At 70.5% G+C, this 20,721-nt stretch carries 16 protein-coding genes and 2 tRNA genes; 10 read left to right on the forward strand and 8 right to left on the reverse strand.

Going from position 1 to position 20,721, the window contains the following annotated elements; all coding sequences use genetic code 11:
* Positions 1-154 precede the first annotated feature (154 nt).
* The 5 genes from J2X36_RS20095 to J2X36_RS20115 all read right to left on the reverse strand — a co-directional run bounded on the left by J2X36_RS20095 (position 155) and on the right by J2X36_RS20115 (position 5,092).
* A complete protein-coding gene (locus J2X36_RS20095; RefSeq protein ID WP_132254240.1) occupies positions 155-448 on the reverse strand; it encodes a hypothetical protein in 294 nt (97 codons plus the stop codon).
* Positions 449-595: 147 nt separating this feature from the next.
* Complete coding sequence (locus J2X36_RS20100; RefSeq protein ID WP_310353040.1) at positions 596-859, reverse strand: hypothetical protein; 264 nt, start codon at positions 857-859, stop codon at positions 596-598.
* 410 nt (positions 860-1,269) lie between these two features.
* Positions 1,270-2,136 carry a calcium-binding protein gene (locus J2X36_RS20105; RefSeq protein WP_310353042.1) on the reverse strand — a complete coding sequence of 289 codons (867 nt, stop codon included), beginning with the start codon at positions 2,134-2,136 and terminating at the stop codon, positions 1,270-1,272.
* Positions 2,137-2,363: 227 nt separating this feature from the next.
* The gene (locus J2X36_RS20110) at positions 2,364-2,987 is read right to left on the reverse strand and encodes a YgjV family protein (RefSeq protein ID WP_310353046.1); all 624 of its coding nucleotides are present in this window, start codon (positions 2,985-2,987) and stop codon (positions 2,364-2,366) included.
* A gap of 128 nt (positions 2,988-3,115) precedes the next feature.
* Complete coding sequence (locus tag J2X36_RS20115; RefSeq protein ID WP_310353048.1) at positions 3,116-5,092, reverse strand: OPT family oligopeptide transporter; 1,977 nt, start codon at positions 5,090-5,092, stop codon at positions 3,116-3,118.
* 186 nt (positions 5,093-5,278) lie between these two features.
* Between J2X36_RS20115 and J2X36_RS20120 the strand changes: the two genes are divergently transcribed.
* The 4 genes from J2X36_RS20120 to egtD all read left to right on the forward strand — a co-directional run bounded on the left by J2X36_RS20120 (position 5,279) and on the right by egtD (position 8,823).
* The gene (locus tag J2X36_RS20120) at positions 5,279-5,914 is read left to right on the forward strand and encodes an urea carboxylase-associated family protein (RefSeq protein WP_310353051.1); all 636 of its coding nucleotides are present in this window, start codon (positions 5,279-5,281) and stop codon (positions 5,912-5,914) included.
* A gap of 248 nt (positions 5,915-6,162) precedes the next feature.
* Entirely contained in the window at positions 6,163-6,918 is a 756-nt protein-coding gene (gene gntA, locus J2X36_RS20125) for a guanitoxin biosynthesis heme-dependent pre-guanitoxin N-hydroxylase GntA (RefSeq protein WP_132254228.1), read from the forward strand.
* Between the two features lies 1 nt (position 6,919).
* Positions 6,920-7,891, forward strand: a complete 972-nt coding sequence (locus J2X36_RS20130) for a class I SAM-dependent methyltransferase (RefSeq protein ID WP_310353056.1) — start codon at positions 6,920-6,922, stop codon at positions 7,889-7,891.
* A complete protein-coding gene (gene egtD / locus J2X36_RS20135) occupies positions 7,888-8,823 on the forward strand; it encodes an L-histidine N(alpha)-methyltransferase (RefSeq protein ID WP_310353060.1) in 936 nt (311 codons plus the stop codon). Before J2X36_RS20130 ends, egtD begins: the two co-directional genes overlap by 4 nt.
* A gap of 138 nt (positions 8,824-8,961) precedes the next feature.
* On the opposite strand, the gene J2X36_RS20140 is transcribed toward egtD, so the two are convergent.
* Positions 8,962-9,037, reverse strand: a tRNA-Asn gene (locus tag J2X36_RS20140).
* Between the two features lie 216 nt (positions 9,038-9,253).
* On the opposite strand from J2X36_RS20140, the gene J2X36_RS20145 reads away from it, so the two are divergent.
* From J2X36_RS20145 to J2X36_RS20165, 5 genes are all read left to right on the forward strand, one after another.
* Positions 9,254-9,327, forward strand: a tRNA-Cys gene (locus tag J2X36_RS20145).
* Positions 9,328-9,503: 176 nt separating this feature from the next.
* Positions 9,504-10,157: a protein-L-isoaspartate O-methyltransferase gene (locus J2X36_RS20150; RefSeq protein WP_310353063.1), complete on the forward strand. Its 654-nt coding sequence runs from the start codon at positions 9,504-9,506 to the stop codon at positions 10,155-10,157.
* Positions 10,158-10,555: 398 nt separating this feature from the next.
* Positions 10,556-11,956, forward strand: coding sequence for a TolC family outer membrane protein (locus J2X36_RS20155; RefSeq protein WP_310353160.1), 1,401 nt, complete (start codon positions 10,556-10,558; stop codon positions 11,954-11,956).
* A 262-nt stretch (positions 11,957-12,218) separates the two neighbouring features.
* A complete protein-coding gene (locus J2X36_RS20160; protein ID WP_132254270.1) occupies positions 12,219-12,773 on the forward strand; it encodes a DUF2497 domain-containing protein in 555 nt (184 codons plus the stop codon).
* Between the two features lie 93 nt (positions 12,774-12,866).
* On the forward strand, positions 12,867-15,587 hold the full coding sequence (locus J2X36_RS20165) for a valine--tRNA ligase (protein WP_310353065.1): 2,721 nt from the start codon (positions 12,867-12,869) through the stop codon (positions 15,585-15,587).
* Positions 15,588-15,594: 7 nt separating this feature from the next.
* Here J2X36_RS20165 and sugE read toward each other — a convergent pair whose 3' ends face one another.
* Both sugE and J2X36_RS20175 read right to left on the reverse strand, forming a co-directional pair.
* Entirely contained in the window at positions 15,595-15,909 is a 315-nt protein-coding gene (gene sugE / locus J2X36_RS20170; RefSeq protein ID WP_310353068.1) for a quaternary ammonium compound efflux SMR transporter SugE, read from the reverse strand.
* A gap of 170 nt (positions 15,910-16,079) precedes the next feature.
* A complete protein-coding gene (locus tag J2X36_RS20175; protein WP_310353071.1) occupies positions 16,080-18,494 on the reverse strand; it encodes an EAL domain-containing protein in 2,415 nt (804 codons plus the stop codon).
* A 350-nt stretch (positions 18,495-18,844) separates the two neighbouring features.
* Here J2X36_RS20175 and J2X36_RS20180 point away from each other — a divergent pair, with 350 nt between their 5' ends.
* Entirely contained in the window at positions 18,845-20,404 is a 1,560-nt protein-coding gene (locus tag J2X36_RS20180) for a Do family serine endopeptidase (protein WP_310353073.1), read from the forward strand.
* The last annotated feature ends 317 nt before the right edge of the window (positions 20,405-20,721 follow it).

Here is a 20,721-nt window from a genome sequence, read left to right on the forward strand (position 1 = left end):
TCAGGGACGAAGGAACGCCGGTCCGCCGGCAAGAGTTCAGCGCGGCCGGTGATAAGGACACGGTCCGGTTGCATGCCGGTCGCCGAAGCGGGCGATCTGCGCTCCTCTCTCGGGCCGCATCCGCCCCACCGCTCACTCCCGTTCCAGGGCCGTGTCAGGAGGACAGGGACGCCGGAAATCCGTTGCGCCCGACCGCGAGGGGCTCCGGCGCCCGGACCAGCGGTGCGTGACGGAAATCGCCCAGCCCCCGAGCCTTCAGCCAGAGGTGATAGGCGCGCTCACGCGCGTTGAAGGCCTGCCGCAAGCGGGAACCCGCCTCGCCGCGGGCCTCCGGCGCGTATCGCAGGTCGGCCGCGGCCGCCCCGTAGCGCCCGGCCATCTCCGCGCGCCAAGCCTCGTCGGCGAGGCGAAACAGAAACTCCGTGTTCTGCCGATTGGTCGCCGCCAAGGTCGTCTCCCCAGTCTCCGCGAAACACACCGCGCCCGCCTCCGGATGCGGGAATCTCCCACCCGATCTGGAGCGGCGTCGCGCGTTGTCATCCCGCGGCTCGTCCGGAACGCGCCGAGCACGGTCGCCCCGGGTCTTGCCGGCGCCTCAAGCGCCTCCCGCCCGGCGGATCGCGGAGACCAAGCCGTCGACGAACGTTTCCGCCTCGTCGTTCAGGGAGATCCGCATGTCGTCGGCGCTGATCAATCCGCGCCGCTCGAGTTCGGCCACGCCGTCCGGGTCGGCCTCGTGGCCGTGGCCATCCTTGCGCACCACAGAGGCGACGCGCTCGCCGCTCAGCAGACGGTGATAGGCGGCGAAGGTGAAGATCGAGAGGGCCTTGTCGGAGAGGCCCTGCGTGTTCGTTGCCATCAGCGTCCACCTCGTTGAAGGGTCGTGACGGAACGCGGGCAAACCCGGTTCGGGTCCGCCGGAGGCAGCATTCGCAGCCCCGACCGGGGCAAGGCCTGGGCTCTGTCGCATCCAAACCTTCGGCCGCCGGGAGGTCCGCGCCTCCCGATCGGTCTCGAGGCCCACGGCGATGGTGCGGCCGTTCCACCACGGCGCCGGCCTCCCGGGTTCGGCGCGGAATCCGGCTTCGAGCGCCCGATACGAAAAGCCCCGCGGTCCGGAAGACCGCAGGGCGAAGTTGTCGGAACGAGACGCAGGGACCTGGTCTCGCCCGAGGATGATGCGCTCGCCCGCGCTCCGCCGGCAAGAGGCGCGACCGCCCCCGAAAGGGGGCTCAGGCGCGGCGCAGACGGACTAGGCGCCCTCCGGTCTCAGCCGAAGACGCCATCGTCGACCACCGCGCGGCCCTCGGCAGATCCGAAGGCGAGGTAGTGCTCGAGCGGGTTGATGCCCGCCGCGGCCACGTCCGGATTGGCCGCGAGGTAGGCCTTCGTGTCGAAATCGTCCGACGGATCGCGGCCCTCCCGCCAGCCGAAGGTGCGATAATGGTCGAGCGGATTGATCCCCGCGGCCCGCACGTCGGCGTAGGCGTCGAGGTAGCCGTCCGTGTCGAAGAAGGCGTTGGGATCGCGTCCCTCCCGCCAGCCGTAGACGGCGTAATGATCCTCCGGATCGAGTCCGGCCGCCGCCACGTCCGGATTCTGGCTCAGGTAATGCAGGTCGTCGACGAGCGCGTTGCCGTCGTTCTGCTTCACCACGAGATTGCCGAAGACGAAGGTCTCGACCGAGACGGTCTGGACGGAGACGGTGCCGACCCCGCCGCCGTCATCGTCGTCATCATCGTCGTCGTCATCGAGGGCCGCGGCCTGCGCCGGGACGGCAACGTCGTCATCATCGTCGTCGTCGTCGTCGTCGTCGTCGTCATCGTCGCCCGTCGAGATCGTGGCGGCGACGCCCCGGGACGCGATGGTGAAGGCCGTGATCGGTGCCCCGAGGTTGAGGATGTCGACGCCCGGCCCGCCATCGAACACGAAATTCCCCTCGACCAAGTCGAGCGTGTCGTTGCCGGCGCCGCCGGCGAAGGTGCCGTTCGTGAAGGTTGCGTTCAGGGCTTCGTTGCCGTTGCCGCCGATGACCACGACCTGATTGAAACTGTCGTCGTCTCCCGTGATGTTGAACAGGTCGTCCCCACCATTGGCGTAGATGATGATCGGATCATCGTCCTCTCCGATCTCCAAGAAATCGGTCGCACTACTCCCTTGCACTACTCTCGCCACGACGTTCCTCCTGCGAGCCGGCCACGTGGCCGTCATCGTTGCGAGAGTAGGGGGACCGGACGGCCCTGTTAAGCGCTTATTCGGCCCGCTCTATATTGCCGAATCATCCCTGATGATGTGCCACTATTTCCCGAACGATGGCGGCCTGTGCGGGCGGCATCGAGGCGAAGCGGGCGGGTTGCGCGGGATCAGGCGGCGACCGGACAGGAGGCCGCGACCTCCCGGCCGCCCGTGTCGGCGGCTTTTGCCCGGAGCGGGCCGGCGCCGGTCCGCCCGGCACGGCGCCGCAGCGCGACGACCAGGCCGGAGATCGTGAGGAGATCGCAGGTCAGGCCGAAGACCGATCCGACCAGGAGATTGTGCGCGGCCCAGCACAGGGACGCTGCGACGAAGAGGCGGCGCATCGTCTGCGCATCGGCCTGCAGGCGTGCCGCACTCGCCAGCAATGCGCCGACGCCCGCACAGGCCGAAGCCCAGCCGCTCCAGGTCGCCAGCGTCAGCGAGGCTGCGACGAGGCTGCTCGCCCCGAAGACCGGGACGACCCAGGCTCGCCGGCTCCCCGGACCGATGAACCGGGCCGAGACGAGGCTCTGCACCACCGAGATGGAGCACATCGCCATGCCGGTGGCCGCTCCGATATGCCAGTAATGGAGACCGAAGGTGGCAGCACAGGCCGCGGAGACGCACAGGATCAGGCTCCGCCTTGGCATCATTCCCGCAGCAAACCCGAGGGCAAGCCCCAGAGCTCCGAAGATATCGAGGTGAGATCCAACGGCATTCAACAAAGTCGGGACGATGTCTGCGGCGACCATGACCTGAACTCGTCGGCGCCGAGATGCGCCTGTCTTCTCGAATGCGCTATTCCTCCATGGTAACCGGTTCGTTAACGGGCGATCGGAGAGCCGCAGCGCGTGGCACCTGCGCCGCACCCGGCGCGCGGTCAGGCCGGCGGACGCGAGACGGAGCGGTAGAAGACGGCGAGGGCCGCGAGGAAGACGGCGACGCCGAGCCCGGTCGCGGCCGAACCGAAGCCGGGTCCGACGAGGGCGAGCCCGTTGCTGCGGCCGATGAGCGTGTCGGCCGCGGCGATCAGCACGCCGACGAGGCTCTCCCCGACGAGGAAGCCGGAGGCGAGAAGGACTCCGCGTCGACGGACGGCGACGGCCGCTCCGTCGCCATCGCTCGTCCGGCGGCGCAGGGCACGCTCGCCGAGGAATCCCACGAGCCCACCGGCCGCGATCGTCATCACCACGGTCACCGGCAGGTACATGCCGATTCCGACGGTCAGGGCCGGGAAGGACAATCCCCTCCGCCGCAGGCGCGCCTCCATCGCGACGAGCGCGACGCCGATCCCGGCGCCGGTGAGCACCATGGCCCAGGGCAATTCCCCGCGCACGATGCCGCTCGCGATCTGGGTCATCAGCGCGGCCTGCGGCGCCGGCAGGGCGTTGCCCGCATCCATGCCCTCCCGCGGCAGGGCTCCGACGAAGCCGTAGGCTTGGTAGAGCAGGGCGAGCAGCGGCGCGATCACGGCGGCGCCGACGACGACGCCCGCGATCAGGGCGACCTGCTGGCGCCAGGGCGTGGCATCGACGAGTTGGCCGGTCTTCAGATCCTGCAGGTTGTCGTTGGCGATCGAGGCGACGGTCACGATCACGGAGGCGATGAGGAGGGCCAGGGCGATCACGAACCGGTCGCCCTCCGGCCCCGCCGCCCGTCCGACGATGAGCGGCAGGAGGAGCGCCGCGAGGATCGTCGTGAGGATGCCGATGCCGGAGATCGGGCTCGAGGACGAGCCCAGGAGACCAGCGAGATAGCCGCAGGTCGCGGCCATCAGGAAGCCGGCGAGAATCGCGAACAGGCTCGCCGCGGCGACGAGCACGGGGAGGAGGAGGCCGAGTTCGGCGCCGAGGGAGAACCAGCCGAAGAGGCCGGCGAGCGGCACCGCGAGGCCGAGCGCGGCAGCGCCGACCCAGGTGATCGGCAGGTCCCGCTCCTGCCGCGGCACCTCGGCGCCGCCGCCCCCGCGCGCGGCCTCGAGGGCGGTGCGGACGCTGTCGAGGATCGGCCGAACGAGGGACGCCACCGTCCAGACACCGCCCACCGCAATGATGCCGGCGCCGATCAGCCGAACCTCGCCCGACCACACGGCCTCGGCGGCAACGGCCGGCGCTTCCCGACCGCCATGTCCGAGGGCGGTGAGAATGGGCACGGCCACCCCCCAGGCGAGGGCGACGCCCGTGAGGAGGGCGAGGCAGGCGCCGATCCCGACGAGGTAGCCGACGCCGAGCAGGGCGAGGGAGAAGCCCGTGCCGATGCGGAAGACGGCCGAGCCCGCGGCGACCGTCCCGTGGATGCCCTCCGCCAGAATGCGGAACCCGTTGGTGGCGAGACCCAGGGTTGCGGCGATTGCGGCGGCTCCCATCAATGCGCGAAGGTCGCTTCGCCCGCCCTCGCCGGCCTTCAGAACCTCGGCCGCGGCGGTTCCCTCGGGGTAGGGGAGGCCGGCGCCGACGACCAAGGCACGGCGCAGCGGGATCGAGTAGGCGACGCCGAGCAGGCCGCCGAGCAGGCAGACCGCGCTCGTCTGCCAGAAGGGAAAGCCCTGCCAATGGCCGATCAGCACGAGGCCGGGCAGGACGAGGATGACGTTGCACAGCGTCCCCGCGGCCGAGGCCTGGGTCTGCACGATGTTGTTCTCGAGGATGCCCGCGCCGCCGAGAAGCCGAAGGCACCCCATCGAGATCATCGCGGCGGGAATCGACGAGGAGAAGGTCATCCCCGTCTTCAGGCCCATATAGACATTGGCCGCCATGAACACGACGGTGATGGCGGCTCCGAGCACGAGACCTCGGATCGTGATCTCGCCGCCACGCGCAGGCCTCTTCCGAGCCGTCGTCTCGACACTCGTTTCCATCGCTTCCCCGAGGCCGGCAGGATCGGCCGCGGGAACGGACTCGCCGCGGTCTCGCGACAACGCGGGTTCGGGAGTCGCGATCCGCAATGCACGCATAAGTGGCATCGACGGGTGAGCGAATCCGCTTCTCGCACGTTCACGCCCGCGGCCCGTCATCCTGTCGGCGACCGCGAGGGACGCGTTCCGATGCCTGATTCACTAGCCGATACGCCGCCGCAGAGGGGACCCGGGACGCGGTGTACGATCCCGCCGCGGTCGGGCGCCGCATTCCGTCTCGCGCGCGGGCAGCACCTCACGGTGATCGACCCGGAGGGCGAGCAGGTCGCCGATCTCCTCGCCTTCGCGGCCGACGACATCGACGAGGTGATCTCGTCCGGGCGGAGCCTCGATTACGCGAACCGCATCTACCTGACGACCGGCGACGCGCTCTACTCGAACCGCAGCAACGTCCTGCTGCGCATCGTCGAGGATACGGTCGGGCGCCACGATTTCCTGCTGACGCCCTGCTCGGCCGACACGTTCCGGATCCTCTACGACGAGGCCGAGCCCCATCGCGGCTGCTTCGGCAATCTCGCCCACGCGCTCGCCCCCTACGGCATCGGTCCCGACCGCATCCCCGTGGCCTTCAACGTCTTCATGAACGTCACGGTCGACGGCACGACCGGGGAACTGGCGGTGCGACCGCCGCTCAGCCGGGCGGGCGACCGCATCGTGCTCCGGGCGGAGACCGACCTGATCATCGGGCTCACCGCCTGCTCGGCTCCGCAATCGAACAACTTCGCTTTCAAACCGATTCTCTACGAGATTTCGGATGAAACATGATGAGCGCCGACGGACTTTCCGTACTGGACTGACAGATATGTTTCAGAATTCAAGCGGATTGCGCCTCCATTACGCAGATTAACGCAGATTAATATCTGTGGATGCGACTCAACTGCACGGAACCATGGTCGGCCACGACGGTTCCCACCGCGATCTTCTTGCGATCAGCCGCTGGGCGGCCGCGCTTGTGCGTTCGACGACCGTCGGGCGGCACTGCGGCTGACTTCGGCACCACGACACGAGGCGCAATGTTCCTGCCCACCGACGACAGCACCCATCCCCTGGCCGAGCGTTTCCGAACCTTCATCCGACAGGCACCCTTTCCCTGCGTGGGTGCGAAATCCGCCCTGTCGCGCGGGCAGATGAAGGTCATGGTCGCGCGCGACATCGCTTCGGGGTGGGACGACCTGCGCATCTACCCGGCGCTGCTCGCCTTCATCTGCCGCTACCGCGAGCAGCGGGACCTGTTCCAGAGCTTCGCGGTCGTGTTCGAGGGGCCGGACACCCTCTCGGAAGAGGCGTTCGAGGCGGCGCTGTGGGCGCGCGTCCAATCCCTCTCCGACAAGGATCAGTGCCTCGGTCAAGGCTACGATCCGCGCGTCACGGCGGACCCGGACGACCCGCATTTCTCGGTGAGCCTCGGCGGCGAGGGCTTCTTCATCGTCGGGTTGCATCCGGGTGCGAGCCGGCCTGCGCGCCGCTTCGAGAGCCCGGTCCTCGTCTTCAACCTGCACGACCAGTTCGAGCGTCTGCGGGCGGAGGGGCGCTATGAGCGCCTGCGCACCTCGATCGTCGAGCGGGACGTGGCCTTCGCGGGCTCGGCGAATCCGATGCTCGCCGAGCATGGCGAGCGCTCGGCCGCCCGGCAGTTCAGCGGGCGCGCGGTGGCGGACGATTGGGCCTGCCCGTTCCGGCGCCGAGAGGAGACACCCCTTTGGGACGCGCAGCAGGTCGCCGCGGACCTGCGCACGGGCGCCTTCCTCGCTCCGCAGATGGAGAGCTGAGATGGGTGCCGAGGTCGGGATGGCGACCCAGCCGAGCCCCTTTCCGGAGAATGAGGAGGCGCTTCTCGCTCTGGCGCGGGCCGTGCGCGAGACGGGCTACAGCTTCACCACCGTGACGCCCGCGAGCCATGCGCGCGTCAACGCGAGGCCCCGGAACGCCGAGGCGCGCAGCCTCCGGGACGTGTTCGGCTGGAGCCGTCCCGTCCGGCCGGATCGTCTGCCCGAGGGGCTGGCGCGGCTGATGGAGGAGGCGGGAGCCGCCGTGAGCGACGGCGGGCTCCTGCGTCCGACGATCCGCCTGTCGAGCCTCGACGGGGAGCTGTTCACCCACTCGGCCTACCCGCCGAGCGCGGCCGACGCGGTCTTCTTCGGGCCCGACACGACGCGCTTCGTGGCGGCGGTGCTGGCGCATCTCGACGGCCTTGAGCGTCCGCCGCGCCGCATCGCCGATATCGGCTGCGGCTCCGGAGCGGCGGGGATCGCGCTCGCCAAGCGCAGTCCCGGCGCCGAGACCGTCCTCGTCGACATCAATCCCGCAGCCCTGCGCGCCGCGCGCGTCAATGCCCGGCTCGCCGGGGTCGATGGCATCGAGACCCGCCGGAGCGACCTCCTGCAGGACGTCGAGGGCTCTTTCGACCTCATCGTCTCCAACCCGCCCTTCATGATCGATGCCTCGGAGCGCGCCTACCGGCACGGCGGCGGCCCGCTCGGGGCCGGCCTGTCGCTCTCGGTGGTCGAGGCCGCGACCGAGCGCCTCGCGCCGGGCGGGAGCCTCGTTCTTTTCACGGGCGCCGCGATCGTCGAGGGCGAGGACGGGTTCCGGGACGCGGCCGGAGCGACCTGCGCCCGCGCCGGTCTCGACTGGTCCTATCGGGAATACGACCCCGATGCCTACGGCGAGGAACTCGACGATCCGGCCTACGGGGAGGCGGAGCGCATCGCCCTCGTCGTCCTCACCGCGACCCGCTCGTGAGCGGTCCGGAGGGGGAGCGCGCCGAGTTCCTGCGCGACGCCTTGGCGGGGCTGACGGCCCCGGAAAAATCGCTGCCCGGCAAGTATCTCTGGGACGAGGCGGGCTCCGGCCTGTTCGACCGGATCTGCGGACACGCCGACTACTATCCCATGCGGGAGGAGAGCGCCCTCCTGCCGCGGGCGGCGGCCGAGGTGGCGGCGCGGCTCGGCCCCGGCGCGACGGTGATCGAGTTCGGCAGCGGCGCGAGCCGCAAGATCCGGACGCTGCTCGATGCCCTGGCGCGTCCCGCGGCCTACGTGGCGATCGACATCTCGCGCGATTATCTCGCGGCCGCGGTCGCACGGCTCGCGCCCGACTATCCCGACGTCGAGATGCTCTGGAGTTGCGCCGATTACACGAAGCCGGTGCGCCTCCCGGTGACGCTGGAGGGGCGCAGCGTCCTCGGCTTCTATCCCGGCACCAGCATCGGCAACTTCACACCCGCGGAGGCGACCGCCTTCCTGGACCGGGCACGGGCGACGCTCGGGCCGAGCCTCTTCCTCGTCGGGGTGGACGCAACCTGGGACCGCGAGGCCCTGCAGGGCGCCTATGCCGGCTCGGACGGGCTGATGGCGGCATTCCACCTGAACCTGCTCGCGCGCCTCCGGCGCGAGCTCGACACCGACATCGACCCCGGCAATTTCCGCCACGAGGTTCGGCTCTGCCCCGATCCGGAGCGCGTCGAGGCGCATCTCGTGGCACGGGCAGCCGCCACCTACCGCCTGGGCGACCGCCCCCTCACCTTCGCGGCGGGCGAGAGCATCCGCACCGACACATCGCACAAATACACGCCCGACGCGTTCCGGCGGCTCGCGGCGGCGGGGGGCTGGGAGGCGGCCGGCTTCTGGCAGGACCCGCTCGGCCGCTACAATCTCCACCTGCTCCGCGCGTGACGGCCCGGCCTCGGCTTGGACGCGCGAAGGACGATGGTGGTGAGGTGCCCCGGCATCTCCGGGCGCTGAGGCTCCGGCGGCTCGCGAACGCCCTTCGAGCGTTCGATCAAGAACCTTGGCCAAGTGCCTGAAAAGGTTTGGCTCCCCGAGTAGGACTCGAACCTACGACAAAGCGATTAACAGTCGCTTGCTCTACCAACTGAGCTATCGGGGACCGCGGCGGTGTCTCTACACAGCCCGGGTGCCGGGCGCAAGGGCGTGGTTGCGGGTTGTTTGACGATTCCGCCCGGAACGAAGCGGGGGCGGGGCGAAGCGCGACGGGAATGAGAAATCCCGTTGCCCAGGCCACCGACCCTCTGCTAGAGACCCGCACTCCCCGGGGCGGCCGCCTGCTCCGGGATGCATCCGGCCTTCGGAGAGGATGCAGGACGGCCTCGTGGCGGAGTGGTTACGCAGAGGACTGCAAATCCTTGCACCCCGGTTCGATTCCGGGCGAGGCCTCCATCATCTTCAGAGCCGCGGGCGTTCCGCGCCGCCCCAGCCCTTCTCCACGGACATCGACGACTTGCGTTTTGGCGGCCGATCTTGGAAAAGCCGCCGACCTTGAGCGCTGCGCCGGTTCCGGCCCGATGGCGGGCGGCGGAATGCGCCGGGTCACGCAGCGAGGGAAGACGGCCATCATGCTCGACTACGCGCAGGCGCGACGCCTCATGGTCGATTGTCAGCTGCGGACCTTCGACGTGAACGACGTCGCCGTGCTCGACGCCTTCGACACCATCCCGCGCGAGCGTTTCGTGCCGCAGGGCCGCGAGGATTTCGCCTATATCGACCAGACGCTGCGCCTCGGCGGAGCCGAGGGGGATGCGCGCTTCCTGCCCGCCCCGATGGTGCTCGCCCGCCTGATCCAGGCCCTCTCGATCCGGCCGGGCGCGCGCGTCCTCGACGTCGGTGCCGGCTATGGCTACGCCGCCGCCCTGATGAGCCGGCTCGGCGCCGCCGTGGTGGCGCTGGAGACGGTGCCGGATCTCGCCGCGGGCGCACGCGAGCGCCTCGCGGGGACGGCGGAGGTCGTCGAGGGGCCGCTGCAGGCCGGCTTGAAGGACAAGGGTCCCTACGACGCGATCCTGATCGCCGGCCGCGTCGAGGTGCGCCCTCAGGCCCTCCTCGATCAGCTCAAGGACGGTGGCCGGCTCGCCTGCGTGCTCGGCCGCGAGCGCGCCGCCAAGGCAACGCTGTTCGTGAGGGCGGGCGACGCCTTCGGGGCGCGCCCCCTGTTCGACGCCTCCCTGCCGGGGCTGTCCGCCTTCGCCGCAGAGGCCGCCTTCTCGTTCTGACGGCACCCGAGCGGTTCGTCCGTGCGGGGTCATGCCAGGTCGGCGCGATCCTGCCGTCAGTCGATTCGCTCTCGCGTTGCAGGCCGCGGCGCCCCAACGGCCCAATCCGTCCCGGCTTCGTACGCCCACGGACATTGCGCCCGGGCGCGCCGCGCGCGTTCCGCTTCCCCTCGGGGAAAGCGTGGACAAGCCCCCTCCGCAGCCGTTCGCGCCCTCCGAAAGTGTCGCTTTTATGCGCCACCCGCCGGCGATTCCGCCCCGAAGGCGCTCACACCTCTGTGCCCGACTGCTCAAGCTCGGCTAAAGTTGCATCAGGGCGGACTTGACCGGATCGCGCGTAACACCGCGCCGCTTCCGTCGCTCGACGGAGATCCGGTTCTTTCGAGAAACCGCAAGGGCTGACCGACGTGAGAGAACGCAAACCTGCGACGCGCCCCGCGCTCCGGCTGGCCAGCCTGACGGTCGCGGCTACGCTTGCGGCCACAAGCCCGGGCGGCGCCGAGACGCTGGAGAGCGCCCTTGCCCGGGCCTATGGCGGGAACCCGGTGCTGAATGCCGGCCGCGCCGGCGTGCGCATCCGCGACGAGGACGTGGCCGCGGCCCAGTCCGGGTATCGGCCAACCGTGAGCATCGACGCCGACATCGGCGTCTCGAAGTTCCAGGGCCGGTTCAGCGGCGCGAACATCGACCAGACGACGCTGCCCGGCGGTGCCGGCCTCACCGTCAACCAGACCCTGTTCAACGGCTTCCAGACCGACAACCGCACCCGCGGCGCGGAATCCCGCGTCATGCAGGAGCGCGAGACCCTGCGCTTCACGGAGCTGACCACGCTCTTCAACGCCGTGCAGGCGTACATGAACGTGCTCAGCGACACCGCGAGCCTGGAATTGCGCCGCAACAACGTCGAGGTGCTCGAGGAGCAGCTCCGCCAGACCCGCGACCGCTTCAACGTCGGTGAGGTGACGCGCACCGACGTGGCGCAGGCCGAGGCCCGTCTCGCGGGCGCCCGCTCGGACGTGAGCGCCGCGGAGGCGCAGCTGCGCGCCAGCATCGGCATCTACCGGCAGGTCATCGGCGTCGAGCCGCGCCAGCTCGCCCCCGGCCGCCCCCTCGACCGCTTCGTGCCGGGCAACCTCAACGCGGCGATCGACATCGGCCTCAAGGAGCATCCCTCGATCCTGTCGACCCTGCATGCGGTCGACGTTGCCGAGGCGCAGGTGAGGGTCGCCGAGGGCCAGCTCTACCCGACGGTCGGCCTGTCCGGTCAGGTCAACCAGCGCTACGACCAGCAGCTCGCCAATTCGAACGGCGTCACCGCCGCGATCGTCGGCCGGGTCACGATCCCGATCTTCCAGGGCGGCGCCGAGTACGCGGCGATCCGCCAGGCCAAGGAGACGGTGGGGCAGGTCCGCATCCAGGTCGAGCAGACGCGCGACCAGATCCGCTCCGCCATCGTCACGGCCTGGGGCAACCTGGAAGCGGCCAAGGCCCGCGTGATCGCCTCGCAGGCGCAGGTCCAGGCCAACGAGGTGGCGCTCAACGGCGTGCGCGAGGAGGCCCGCGTCGGCCAGCGCACCACCCTCGACGTGCTGAACGCGCAGCAGGAACTGCTCAACGCCCGCGTGCAGCTGATCCTGGCCCAGCGCGACCGCGTGATCTTCTCCTACGGCGTCGTCCAGGCGATGGGCCGCCTGACGGCCCGCTTCGTCTCGCTGCCGGTCGCCGCCTACAGCGCCAAGACCCATTTCGATCAGGTCAAGGATCTCTGGTACGGCGTGCGGACGCCCGACGGCCGCTGAGACGGCGGTCTCGGTCGGTCCCATCGCGGGCAGCGGCTCGCCCGCTGCCGTGCTCCCGCCGCCCGGCACGGATCCGGCAGGATTTACGTGGGGCAGGATTTACGTGGGACTGTGTCGCGGGTGCGCTTGCTGCGGCGGACAAGCGTGAAATACTGATCTCGAACCGCCAGACCGTTTCACCTCCCGCCCGAGCGCCGTCCGCATGAGTGCAGCGAGCCCCAAACCGCAGGACAAGGCGTTGGAGAAGGCCGGCGAGCCCTCGATGGAGGAGATCCTCGCCTCCATCCGCCGCATCATCGCCGACGATCAGGCGGCCAAACCCGGCGACGAGGCACCTCGCCCCGCGCCGGTCCCGGAGAACGACGACGTGCTCGACCTCGCCGAGGTCGCCGAGCCGGTGCGCAAGCCCCAGGCGGTCAAGCCGACGCCGATCGAACCCGACCCGATCGACTTCGCCGACGAACCCCTCGACTTCGACGCGATCGAGGTGGAGCCGGAGCCCGCGCCGCCGGTGCGCGCAGCCCCCGAGCCCGCGCGGCTGCAGGCGCCTCCGCCCGAGCCGCCGCGGGCGAGCCCGCCGCGCGAGGCCTTCCTCGACGCGGAGGAGCCCCTGGTCTCGGCGGCCACGGACGCGAACGTCAGCCAAGCCTTCAACCTCCTGGCCCATACCGTCCTGAGCCAGAACAGCCGGACGCTGGAGGATCTCGTCCGCGACATGCTCCGCCCGATGCTGAAAGCATGGCTCGACGACAACCTCCCCGTGATGGTCGAGCGGCTCGTTCGCGCGGAGATCGAGCGGGTCTCGCGGGGCCGCTGACCGGCCCCGTCGGGCGCGCCCGTGTTGACGCGGGCGCCGGGACGGGTTGAAAGCGGGCGCTCACGCTGCGCGCTCAAACCGGCCCGAACTCCGATGATGGACAAGACCTTCGACCCCGCCGCCGTCGAGGCGCGCATCGCCGCCGCCTGGGAGGCCGGAGGCGCCTTCCGCGCCGGGCGCCCCGAGCGGGCCGGAGCCAGCCCCTACTGCATCGTGATCCCGCCGCCGAACGTGACGGGCACGCTGCATATGGGTCATGCCCTCAACAACACGCTCCAGGACATCCTCGTCCGCCTCGAGCGGATGCGGGGCCGCGATGTGCTCTGGCAGCCGGGCACGGATCACGCCGGCATCGCGACCCAGATGGTCGTCGAGCGCAAGCTCGCCGAGACCGGCGCGCCGGACCGCCGGACGATGGGCCGGGAGGCGTTCGTCGAGCGGGTCTGGGCCTGGAAGGCGGAATCGGGCGGCGCGATCGTCAACCAGCTGAAGCGCCTCGGCGCCTCCTGCGACTGGTCGCGGGAGCGCTTCACCATGGACGAGGGCCTCTCCGCGGCCGTCCTCAAGGTCTTCGTCGATCTTCACGCGCAGGGCCTGATCTACCGCGACAAGCGCCTCGTGAACTGGGACCCGACGTTCCAGACAGCGATCTCGGATCTCGAGGTGCAGCAGATCGAGGTGAAGGGCCATCTCTGGCACTTCGACTACCCCGTCGTCGACGAGGCGGGTGCCGAGACCGGGCAGATCATCACCGTCGCCACCACCCGTCCCGAGACCATGCTCGGCGACACGGCGGTCGCGGTCCATCCCGAGGACGAGCGCTACACGGCCTTGGTCGGCAAGCGGGTGCGCCTGCCCCTCGTGAACCGCCTGATCCCGATCGTCGCCGACGCGTATTCCGATCCGGAGAAGGGCACGGGCGCGGTCAAGATCACGCCCGCGCACGATTTCAACGACTTCGAGGTGGGCCGCCGCCACGGCTGCCGGCCGATCAACGTGCTCGATCCGGAGGCCCGCATCCTCCTCGACGGCAACGCCGACTTCCTCGCCGAAGCCGAGCCGGAGCCGGAGACGCTGGCGCTGCACGGGCTCGACCGGTTCGCGGCGCGCAAGGCGGTCGTGGCCCTCATGGAGGCGCGCGGGCGCCTGCGCGCCATCGAGCCGAACACCCACGCCGTGCCCCACGGCGACCGCTCGGGCGTCGTGATCGAGCCCTACCTCACGGACCAGTGGTACGTGAACGTGAAGCCGCTCGCCGAGCGGGCGCTCCAGGCCGTGCGCGACGGCCAGACGCGCTTCGTCCCCGACAATTACGAGAAGATCTTCTTCCAGTGGCTCACCAACATCGAGCCCTGGTGCATCTCGCGCCAGCTCTGGTGGGGTCACCAGATCCCGGTCTGGTACGATGCCGAGGGCGGGATCTACGTCGCCGAAAACGAGGCCGCCGCCGCCGCGAAGGCTGCGGAAGCGCGCGGCGGCCCGGTGAGGCTCACCCGCGACCCGGACGTCCTCGACACGTGGTTCTCCTCCGCGCTCTGGCCCTTCTCGACGCTCGGCTGGCCGGAGAGCACCCCTGAGCTCGCCCGCTTCTACCCGACCAATACGCTGATCACCGGCAAGGACATCCTCTTCTTCTGGGTCGCCCGGATGATGATGATGGGCCTGCACGTCACCGACCGCGTGCCCTTCGATACGGTCTACCTGCACACCCTCGTCCGCGACGAGAAGGGTGCCAAGATGTCGAAGTCGAAGGGGAACGTGGTCGATCCCCTCGGCCTGATCGACCAGTACGGGGCGGACGCGCTGCGCTTCACGCTGACCGCGATGGCGGCGCAGGGGCGCGACATCAAGCTGAGCCTGCAACGGGTCGAGGGCTACCGCAATTTCGCGACGAAGCTCTGGAACGCCGCCCGCTTCGCGGAGCTCAACGGCTGCCGGCTCGATCCGCGCTTCCGGCCGGAGGCCGCGCGAGCGGTCCTGAACCGCTGGGCGCTCGGTGAGGCGGCCCGCGCCGTCGCCGAGGTCACCGGCGCGCTGGAAGCCTACCGCTTCAACGACGCGGCCGCGGCCGCCTACCGCTTCGTCTGGAACATCTTCTGCGACTGGTACCTCGAACTCGCCAAGCCCGTGCTGCAGGGGGAGGGGGCCGATGCCGCCGCCCGGACCGAGACGCAGGCGACGGTCGCTTTCCTCATCGACCAGATCGCCAAGCTCCTGCACCCGTTCATGCCCTTCCTCACGGAGGAGCTCTGGGCCATCAAGGGCGAGGGGCTGGAAGGTCGGGGGCTTCTCGCGCTCGCCCCCTGGCCGCAGCTCGAAGGCTTGGCGGACAGCGCCGCCGAGGCCGAGATCGGCTTCGTGGTCGATCTCGTCTCCGAAGTGCGCTCGGCCCGCTCCGAGACGAGCGTGCCGGCCGGTGCCCAGGTGCCCCTCGTCCTCGTCAACGCCGATGCGGCCGTGCGCGCCCGGGTCGAGGCGTGGCGCGACACGCTGCTGCGCCTCGCGCGGCTCTCCGAGATCACCTTCGCCGAGGTTGCCCCGAAGAACTCCGTGCAGCTCCTCGTGCGCGGCAGCGTGGCGGCCCTGCCGCTGGAGGGCATCGTCGATCTCGATGCGGAGGTGGCGCGCCTCGGAAAGGAGGCGGCGAAGGCCGAGGGCGAGATCGGCAAGCTCGACGGCAAGCTCGGCAACGCCGACTTCCTCGCCCGCGCGCCGGAGGAGGTGGTGGACGAGATCCGCGAGCGGCGGGACGCCGAGGTCGCCCGCCTCGCCAAGCTGCGCGAGGCCCTGGCGCGGCTGAAGGACGGCGCCTGACCGCGCCTCAACCCGCGAACTTCAACCCCGCGATCCCGGCGACGATGAGCCCGATGCAGGCAAGCCGGGCCGGGGTCGCCGGCTCTCCGAACAGGACGATGCCGAGGAGAGCGGTGCCGACCGCGCCGATGCCGGTCCAGACCGCGTAGCCGGTCCCGACCGGCAGGCTGCGCAGGGCGAGCGACAGCAGCACCACGCTGGCGGCCATCGCGGCGAGCGTCAGCGCCGAGGGCACGAGCTTCGAGAAGCCCTCGGTGTATTTGAGCCCGATCGCCCAGCCGGTCTCGAGAAGGCCGGCGACGAAGAGGATGGCCCAGGCCATGAGGGGCTCCCTGTCCCTGGCAGGGTCGTCCCCAGCCGACTCGATCCCGCACTGGCGCGGGCGGGGCCGTCCCCGCGGCACGGCTATGGCCCGCCCGGCCCGGCTTGGCCAGGGGCGGCCCGCTCGGGCGGGCCGTCGGATCGGCGTCGATCAGGCGCGGGGCGCATGCATCACGCCGCGTCGGTCAGGACGGTCACGGGATGCGCCTGGAACCTGCGCATGAGGGCCGGGATCTCGGCCGCCGGACGGGCGGGACTGTACAGGAAGCCCTGGGCGGTGTCGCAGCGCCGGCCGCGCAGGATCTCCGCCTGCTCCGGCGTCTCGACCCCCTCCACCGTCACGTCCATGGCGAGGGCACGGGCGAGCGCGGTGATCGCCTCCACCACCGCCACGGTGTCGGGCCGGTTCTGAAGATCGCGGATGAAGGTGCGATCGATCTTGATCTTGTTGAAGTGGAAGCGGGTCAGATAGCTCAGGCTCGAGTAGCCCGTGCCGAAATCGTCCAGCACGATGCGCACGCCCCGCTCGCGCAGTCGGCGCAGGGTCTCCATGACCTCGCCGGTGAGGTCGAGGATGATCGATTCCGTGATCTCGATCTCGAGGCGCTCCGGCGCGATGCCCGTGGCGTCGAGCGCCTCGGCCACCCGATCGTAGAAGTCCGGCATCCGGAACTGGAGCGAGGAGATGTTGACCGCGATCCGCTGGCCCGGCCAGGCCAGCGCATCCCGGCAGGCGCGCTGAAGAGCCCAGGTGCCGATCTCGACGATGAAGCCCGTCTCCTCGGCGATCGGGATGATCTCGCCCGGCGAGATCCAGCCCTGCCCCGGCTTGTGCCAGCGCAGCAAGGCCTCGAAGCCGACAATCGCGCCGTCGCCGAAGCGCACCAGGGGCTGGTAGTGCAGGTCCAGCTCGTCGCGCGCCAACGCCTGGCGCATGTCGGCGTCGAGGCGGCGGGTGCGCGCGGACCTGTGTTCGAGCGCGGGGTCGAAGGTGCGCCAGCTGCCCTTGCCGGCCGCCTTGGCCGCGTAGAGGGCGAGGTCCGCCCGCGCGAGGAGCGCCGTCGGATCCGCGGCGTCCCGCGGCGTGTGGGCGATCCCGATGCTCACCCCGATCTCGAACTGGGCCCCCTCGATGCGGAACGGCCGGGCGATGTCGGCCACGAGGGCGCCGGCGAGGGCGGCTGCCGGGGAATGCCCCTCGACCGGCGCGGGGCACGGCAGCAGGATGGCGAACTCGTCGCCGCCGAGCCGGAAGATCCCGTCCGCCGCCTTCGCACGCGCACGCAGCCGCTCGGCCACCCTCTGCAGAAGGCGGTCGCCAAAGCTGTGGCCGGCGCGGTCGTTGACCCCCTTGAAGCCGTCGAGGTCCAGGTAGAGGAGCGCGGCCGCGGCAGCGGGACCGTTGCGCGGATCACAGGCGCGCGCGATCGCGCCCTGGAAGGCCGCGCGGTTCGCAAGCCCCGTCAGCACGTCGTGGCTGGCGAGATGGGCGATGCGCGCCTCCGCCTCGTGCGCCTGCGTGACGTCCGATCCGACCCCGCGGTAGCCGGCGAACGCCCCGCCGGCATCGTGGATCGGCTTGCCGTTCAGCTGCCACCAGCGCACAGCACCGCCGATGGCGAGAGGCATCGGCGCGCCCTGGAACGGCACGCGCCGCCGCATGGCTTCGAGAACCGCCTCCAGGCTCGGGGAGGGGTCCTCGGCGGCTCTCCCGGTGCCGTGTCGCGTCAGCAGCTCGTCGAGCCTCGCGCCGGACAGGTCGGCGGCCGGGCCGTTCAGCGCCTCGGCCATCCGCGTCGGGCCGTGGCGCAACCGCCCGTCCGCATCCGTCTCCCACAGCCAGTCGCTGGCGCCCTCGGCGAAATCGTTGAGGAGGAGCCCGATCGTCTCGCCCTGTCGCCCGACCGTGATCCGGTCGAGCACGCGGCGGCGGGCGAGCGTGCACATATGGTGATGGTGGTTGAGCAGGAAGCCGGCATAGATCGCGAGGAGCATCACGAAGAAGATGTCGAACGGCGCGTCCAGGCGCGCCGCGGCGATCACCACGCCCACGAGGAGCGGGAGCGCGAAGCAGGCGCCGAGGGCGAAGATCGAACCGAGCATGATCGTGGTCGCGAGCAGCCCTGCGCCCACGCTCGTCCCGATCGCGGAATAGCCGTCGCTCAGGGAACGCTCGATGAGTGTGGGCGGCATGGTCGACCAGACCAGCCCGAGCAGGAAGTGCAGGAACGACAGGAGCCGGGTGCAGCCGACGACCGTCCGGTCCGACGGCTCGCGCGCCAGAACCGTCCGGACGTGCCGCATCGCAACGATCATCATCGTCGCGACGCAGCCGATGGCGACGACCAGCCCGAAGACGTAGGCCCGCGACGGCGTATCGCGAAAGACGACGGCCACGCCCAGCGCGATCAGGACCTGGACGACGGCGACCAGCTTCGCGACCTGCAGGGATTCGGCGAGGAGAGCCGCCCGCGCCTCACGGCGCCCCTGGCCGTCGCGCCTCGGGGCTTCCCCGTGCGCGGGCTGGACGCCGTGAGGCGCGGGGAGGGGGCTCCGCGTCGGCAGACGGCACCACGTCGGGATCATGCCGGGGCGTTCCTCGAAGCTCTCGTCGGGCGGCCCGCCGCGCCGGGCCGCAAGGATCTCTGTCGATGAGCCGAGCAATGCGCTCGGTCCATCTCAATCGAGACAAGCATATCCTGGCATGGACGATTTAACGAAACGTCATGTCACTGTTCTGCACAAGACTTGAGGATACCATTTGAAGTTGTCGTTGGATCCGGCCTGAACGTGCTGATCACAGTCCCGGATCGGCGCGTCGTCACCGACCTGACGAAACCGTAATGCCGCCGTCACGCCCGGGTCAGGGGGTCTGCCCTACGACGGATCCACGGCCCGCTGACCGAGCGGCCTCCGAAACCTCCGGAGCGACCTTCATGACCGACTGCCAGACCCGACCCGCCCGCGTTCGCCGCGGTGCCCTCGCCTCGGTGGCGGCCGCCGCCCTCGTGGCGGGCGGCGCGCTCGGCGCCGGCTTCGTGCAGCCGAGCACGCCCGCCCTGGCCCAGGCGCTTCCCAAGACCCCGATCGAGGCTCCCGAGCACCCGCCGGGCTCGTTCGCCAACGTCGTCGACAAGGTGAAGCCCGGCGTCGTCTCGGTGAAGGTGAAGCTCGATGCGAGCGCCTCGTCGGACGACGATGACGGGCCTGGCCAAGGTTCTGGCCAAGGCTCCGGCCAGGGCCGCGGTCTCCAGAACGTGCCGCCGCAATTGCGCGAGTTCTTCAAGCGCTTCGGGCAGAACGGCCAGGGCGGCGGCATGCAGGGCATGCCCCAGCGCCAGGGCCAGCGCGGCGCGGTCGGCTCGGGCTTCATCATCTCGGCCGACGGCTACGTGGTGACGAACAACCACGTCGTCGACAATGCCAAGACGGTGCAGGTCGTGCTCGACGACAACCGCACCCTCGACGCCAAGGTGATCGGCAAGGATTCGAAGACCGACCTCGCCCTCCTGAAGATCAAGGACGAGGGGAGTTACCCTTACGTCCAGTTCGGGAAGGCGGCCCCGCGGGTCGGCGACTGGGTGGTGGCGATCGGCAACCCGTTCGGCCTCGGCGGCACGGTCACGGCCGGCATCGTCTCGGCCCGCGGCCGCGACATCGGCGCCGGCCCCTACGACGACTTCCTGCAGATCGATGCGCCGATCAACAAGGGCAATTCGGGCGGCCCGACCTTCAACGTGAACGGCGAGGTCGTGGGCGTGAACACGGCGATCGCCTCGCCGTCCGGCGGAAGCGTGGGCCTCGCCTTCGCGATCCCCGCTGAGACCGTGCAGGCGGTGGTCGAGCAGCTCCGCACCGACGGCAAGGTGGCCCGCGGCTACCTCGGCGTGCAGGTGCAGCCCGTGACCAAGGACATCGCGGACGGGCTCGGCCTCGACAAGCCGAAGGGCGCCCTCGTCGACCACGCCGAGAACGGCACGCCGGCCGCCAAGGCCGGCCTGAAATCCGGCGACGTGATCGAGTCGGTCAACGGCAACGCGGTCAACGACGCGAAGGAGCTGTCCCGCAAGATCGCGGGCCTCAAGCCCGGCGCCAAGGTGGAGATCGCGTATCTCCGCGGCGGCAAGCAGGACACCGCGACGATCACGCTCGGGGCGCTGCCGAACGACACCAAGGTGGCGAGCCGCGGCGGCGACACCTCCGACGGCCAGCCCCGCCTCGGCCTCAGCCTCGCTCCGGCCGCCGATGTCGGCCTCTCGGACGAGGGTGTGGTGGTGGTGGAGGTCGATCCCGACGGGCCGGCCGCCGCCAAGGGCATCGAGCAGGGCGACGTCATCCTGGACGTCGCCGGACAGAGTGTCTCGAAGCCCTCCGAGGTCGCGGAGCGCATCCGGTCGGCCGAATCGAGCGGGCGCAAGGCGGTGCTGATGCGCGTCAAGAACCAGAAGGGCGTGACCCGCTTCGTCGCGGTCGCGCTCTCCAAGAACGCGGGCTAGCACGAGGCCGGGTCGCGGCGCGGTCGGGCATGGCTCCAAGTCCTTGTCCGGTCTCGCGCTTTCCCGCCGGACCGGCCTCCCGTCCGGATGATCGCGCTCTACGCGCGAGGATCCGGTTCGTGATCGCGCACCCGCCTCATCCAGGCTCGGGACAGGCGCCCCTCTTCCGGTCCCTTCCACTGGCGTCGGTCCTCGCGGGCCGGCGCCTTTTTCACGCTCCGGTTGCAGGACGGGAGCCCGGACAGGCCGCGCGCGGAGCGACGGGGCCGGCTCGCCGCGCCGGCCGGGCGCGCCATATGCCGGCCACTGAACCTCTC

This window comes from Methylobacterium sp. BE186 (genome assembly GCF_031457035.1).
Taxonomy (GTDB): Bacteria; Pseudomonadota; Alphaproteobacteria; order Rhizobiales; family Beijerinckiaceae; genus Methylobacterium; species Methylobacterium segetis.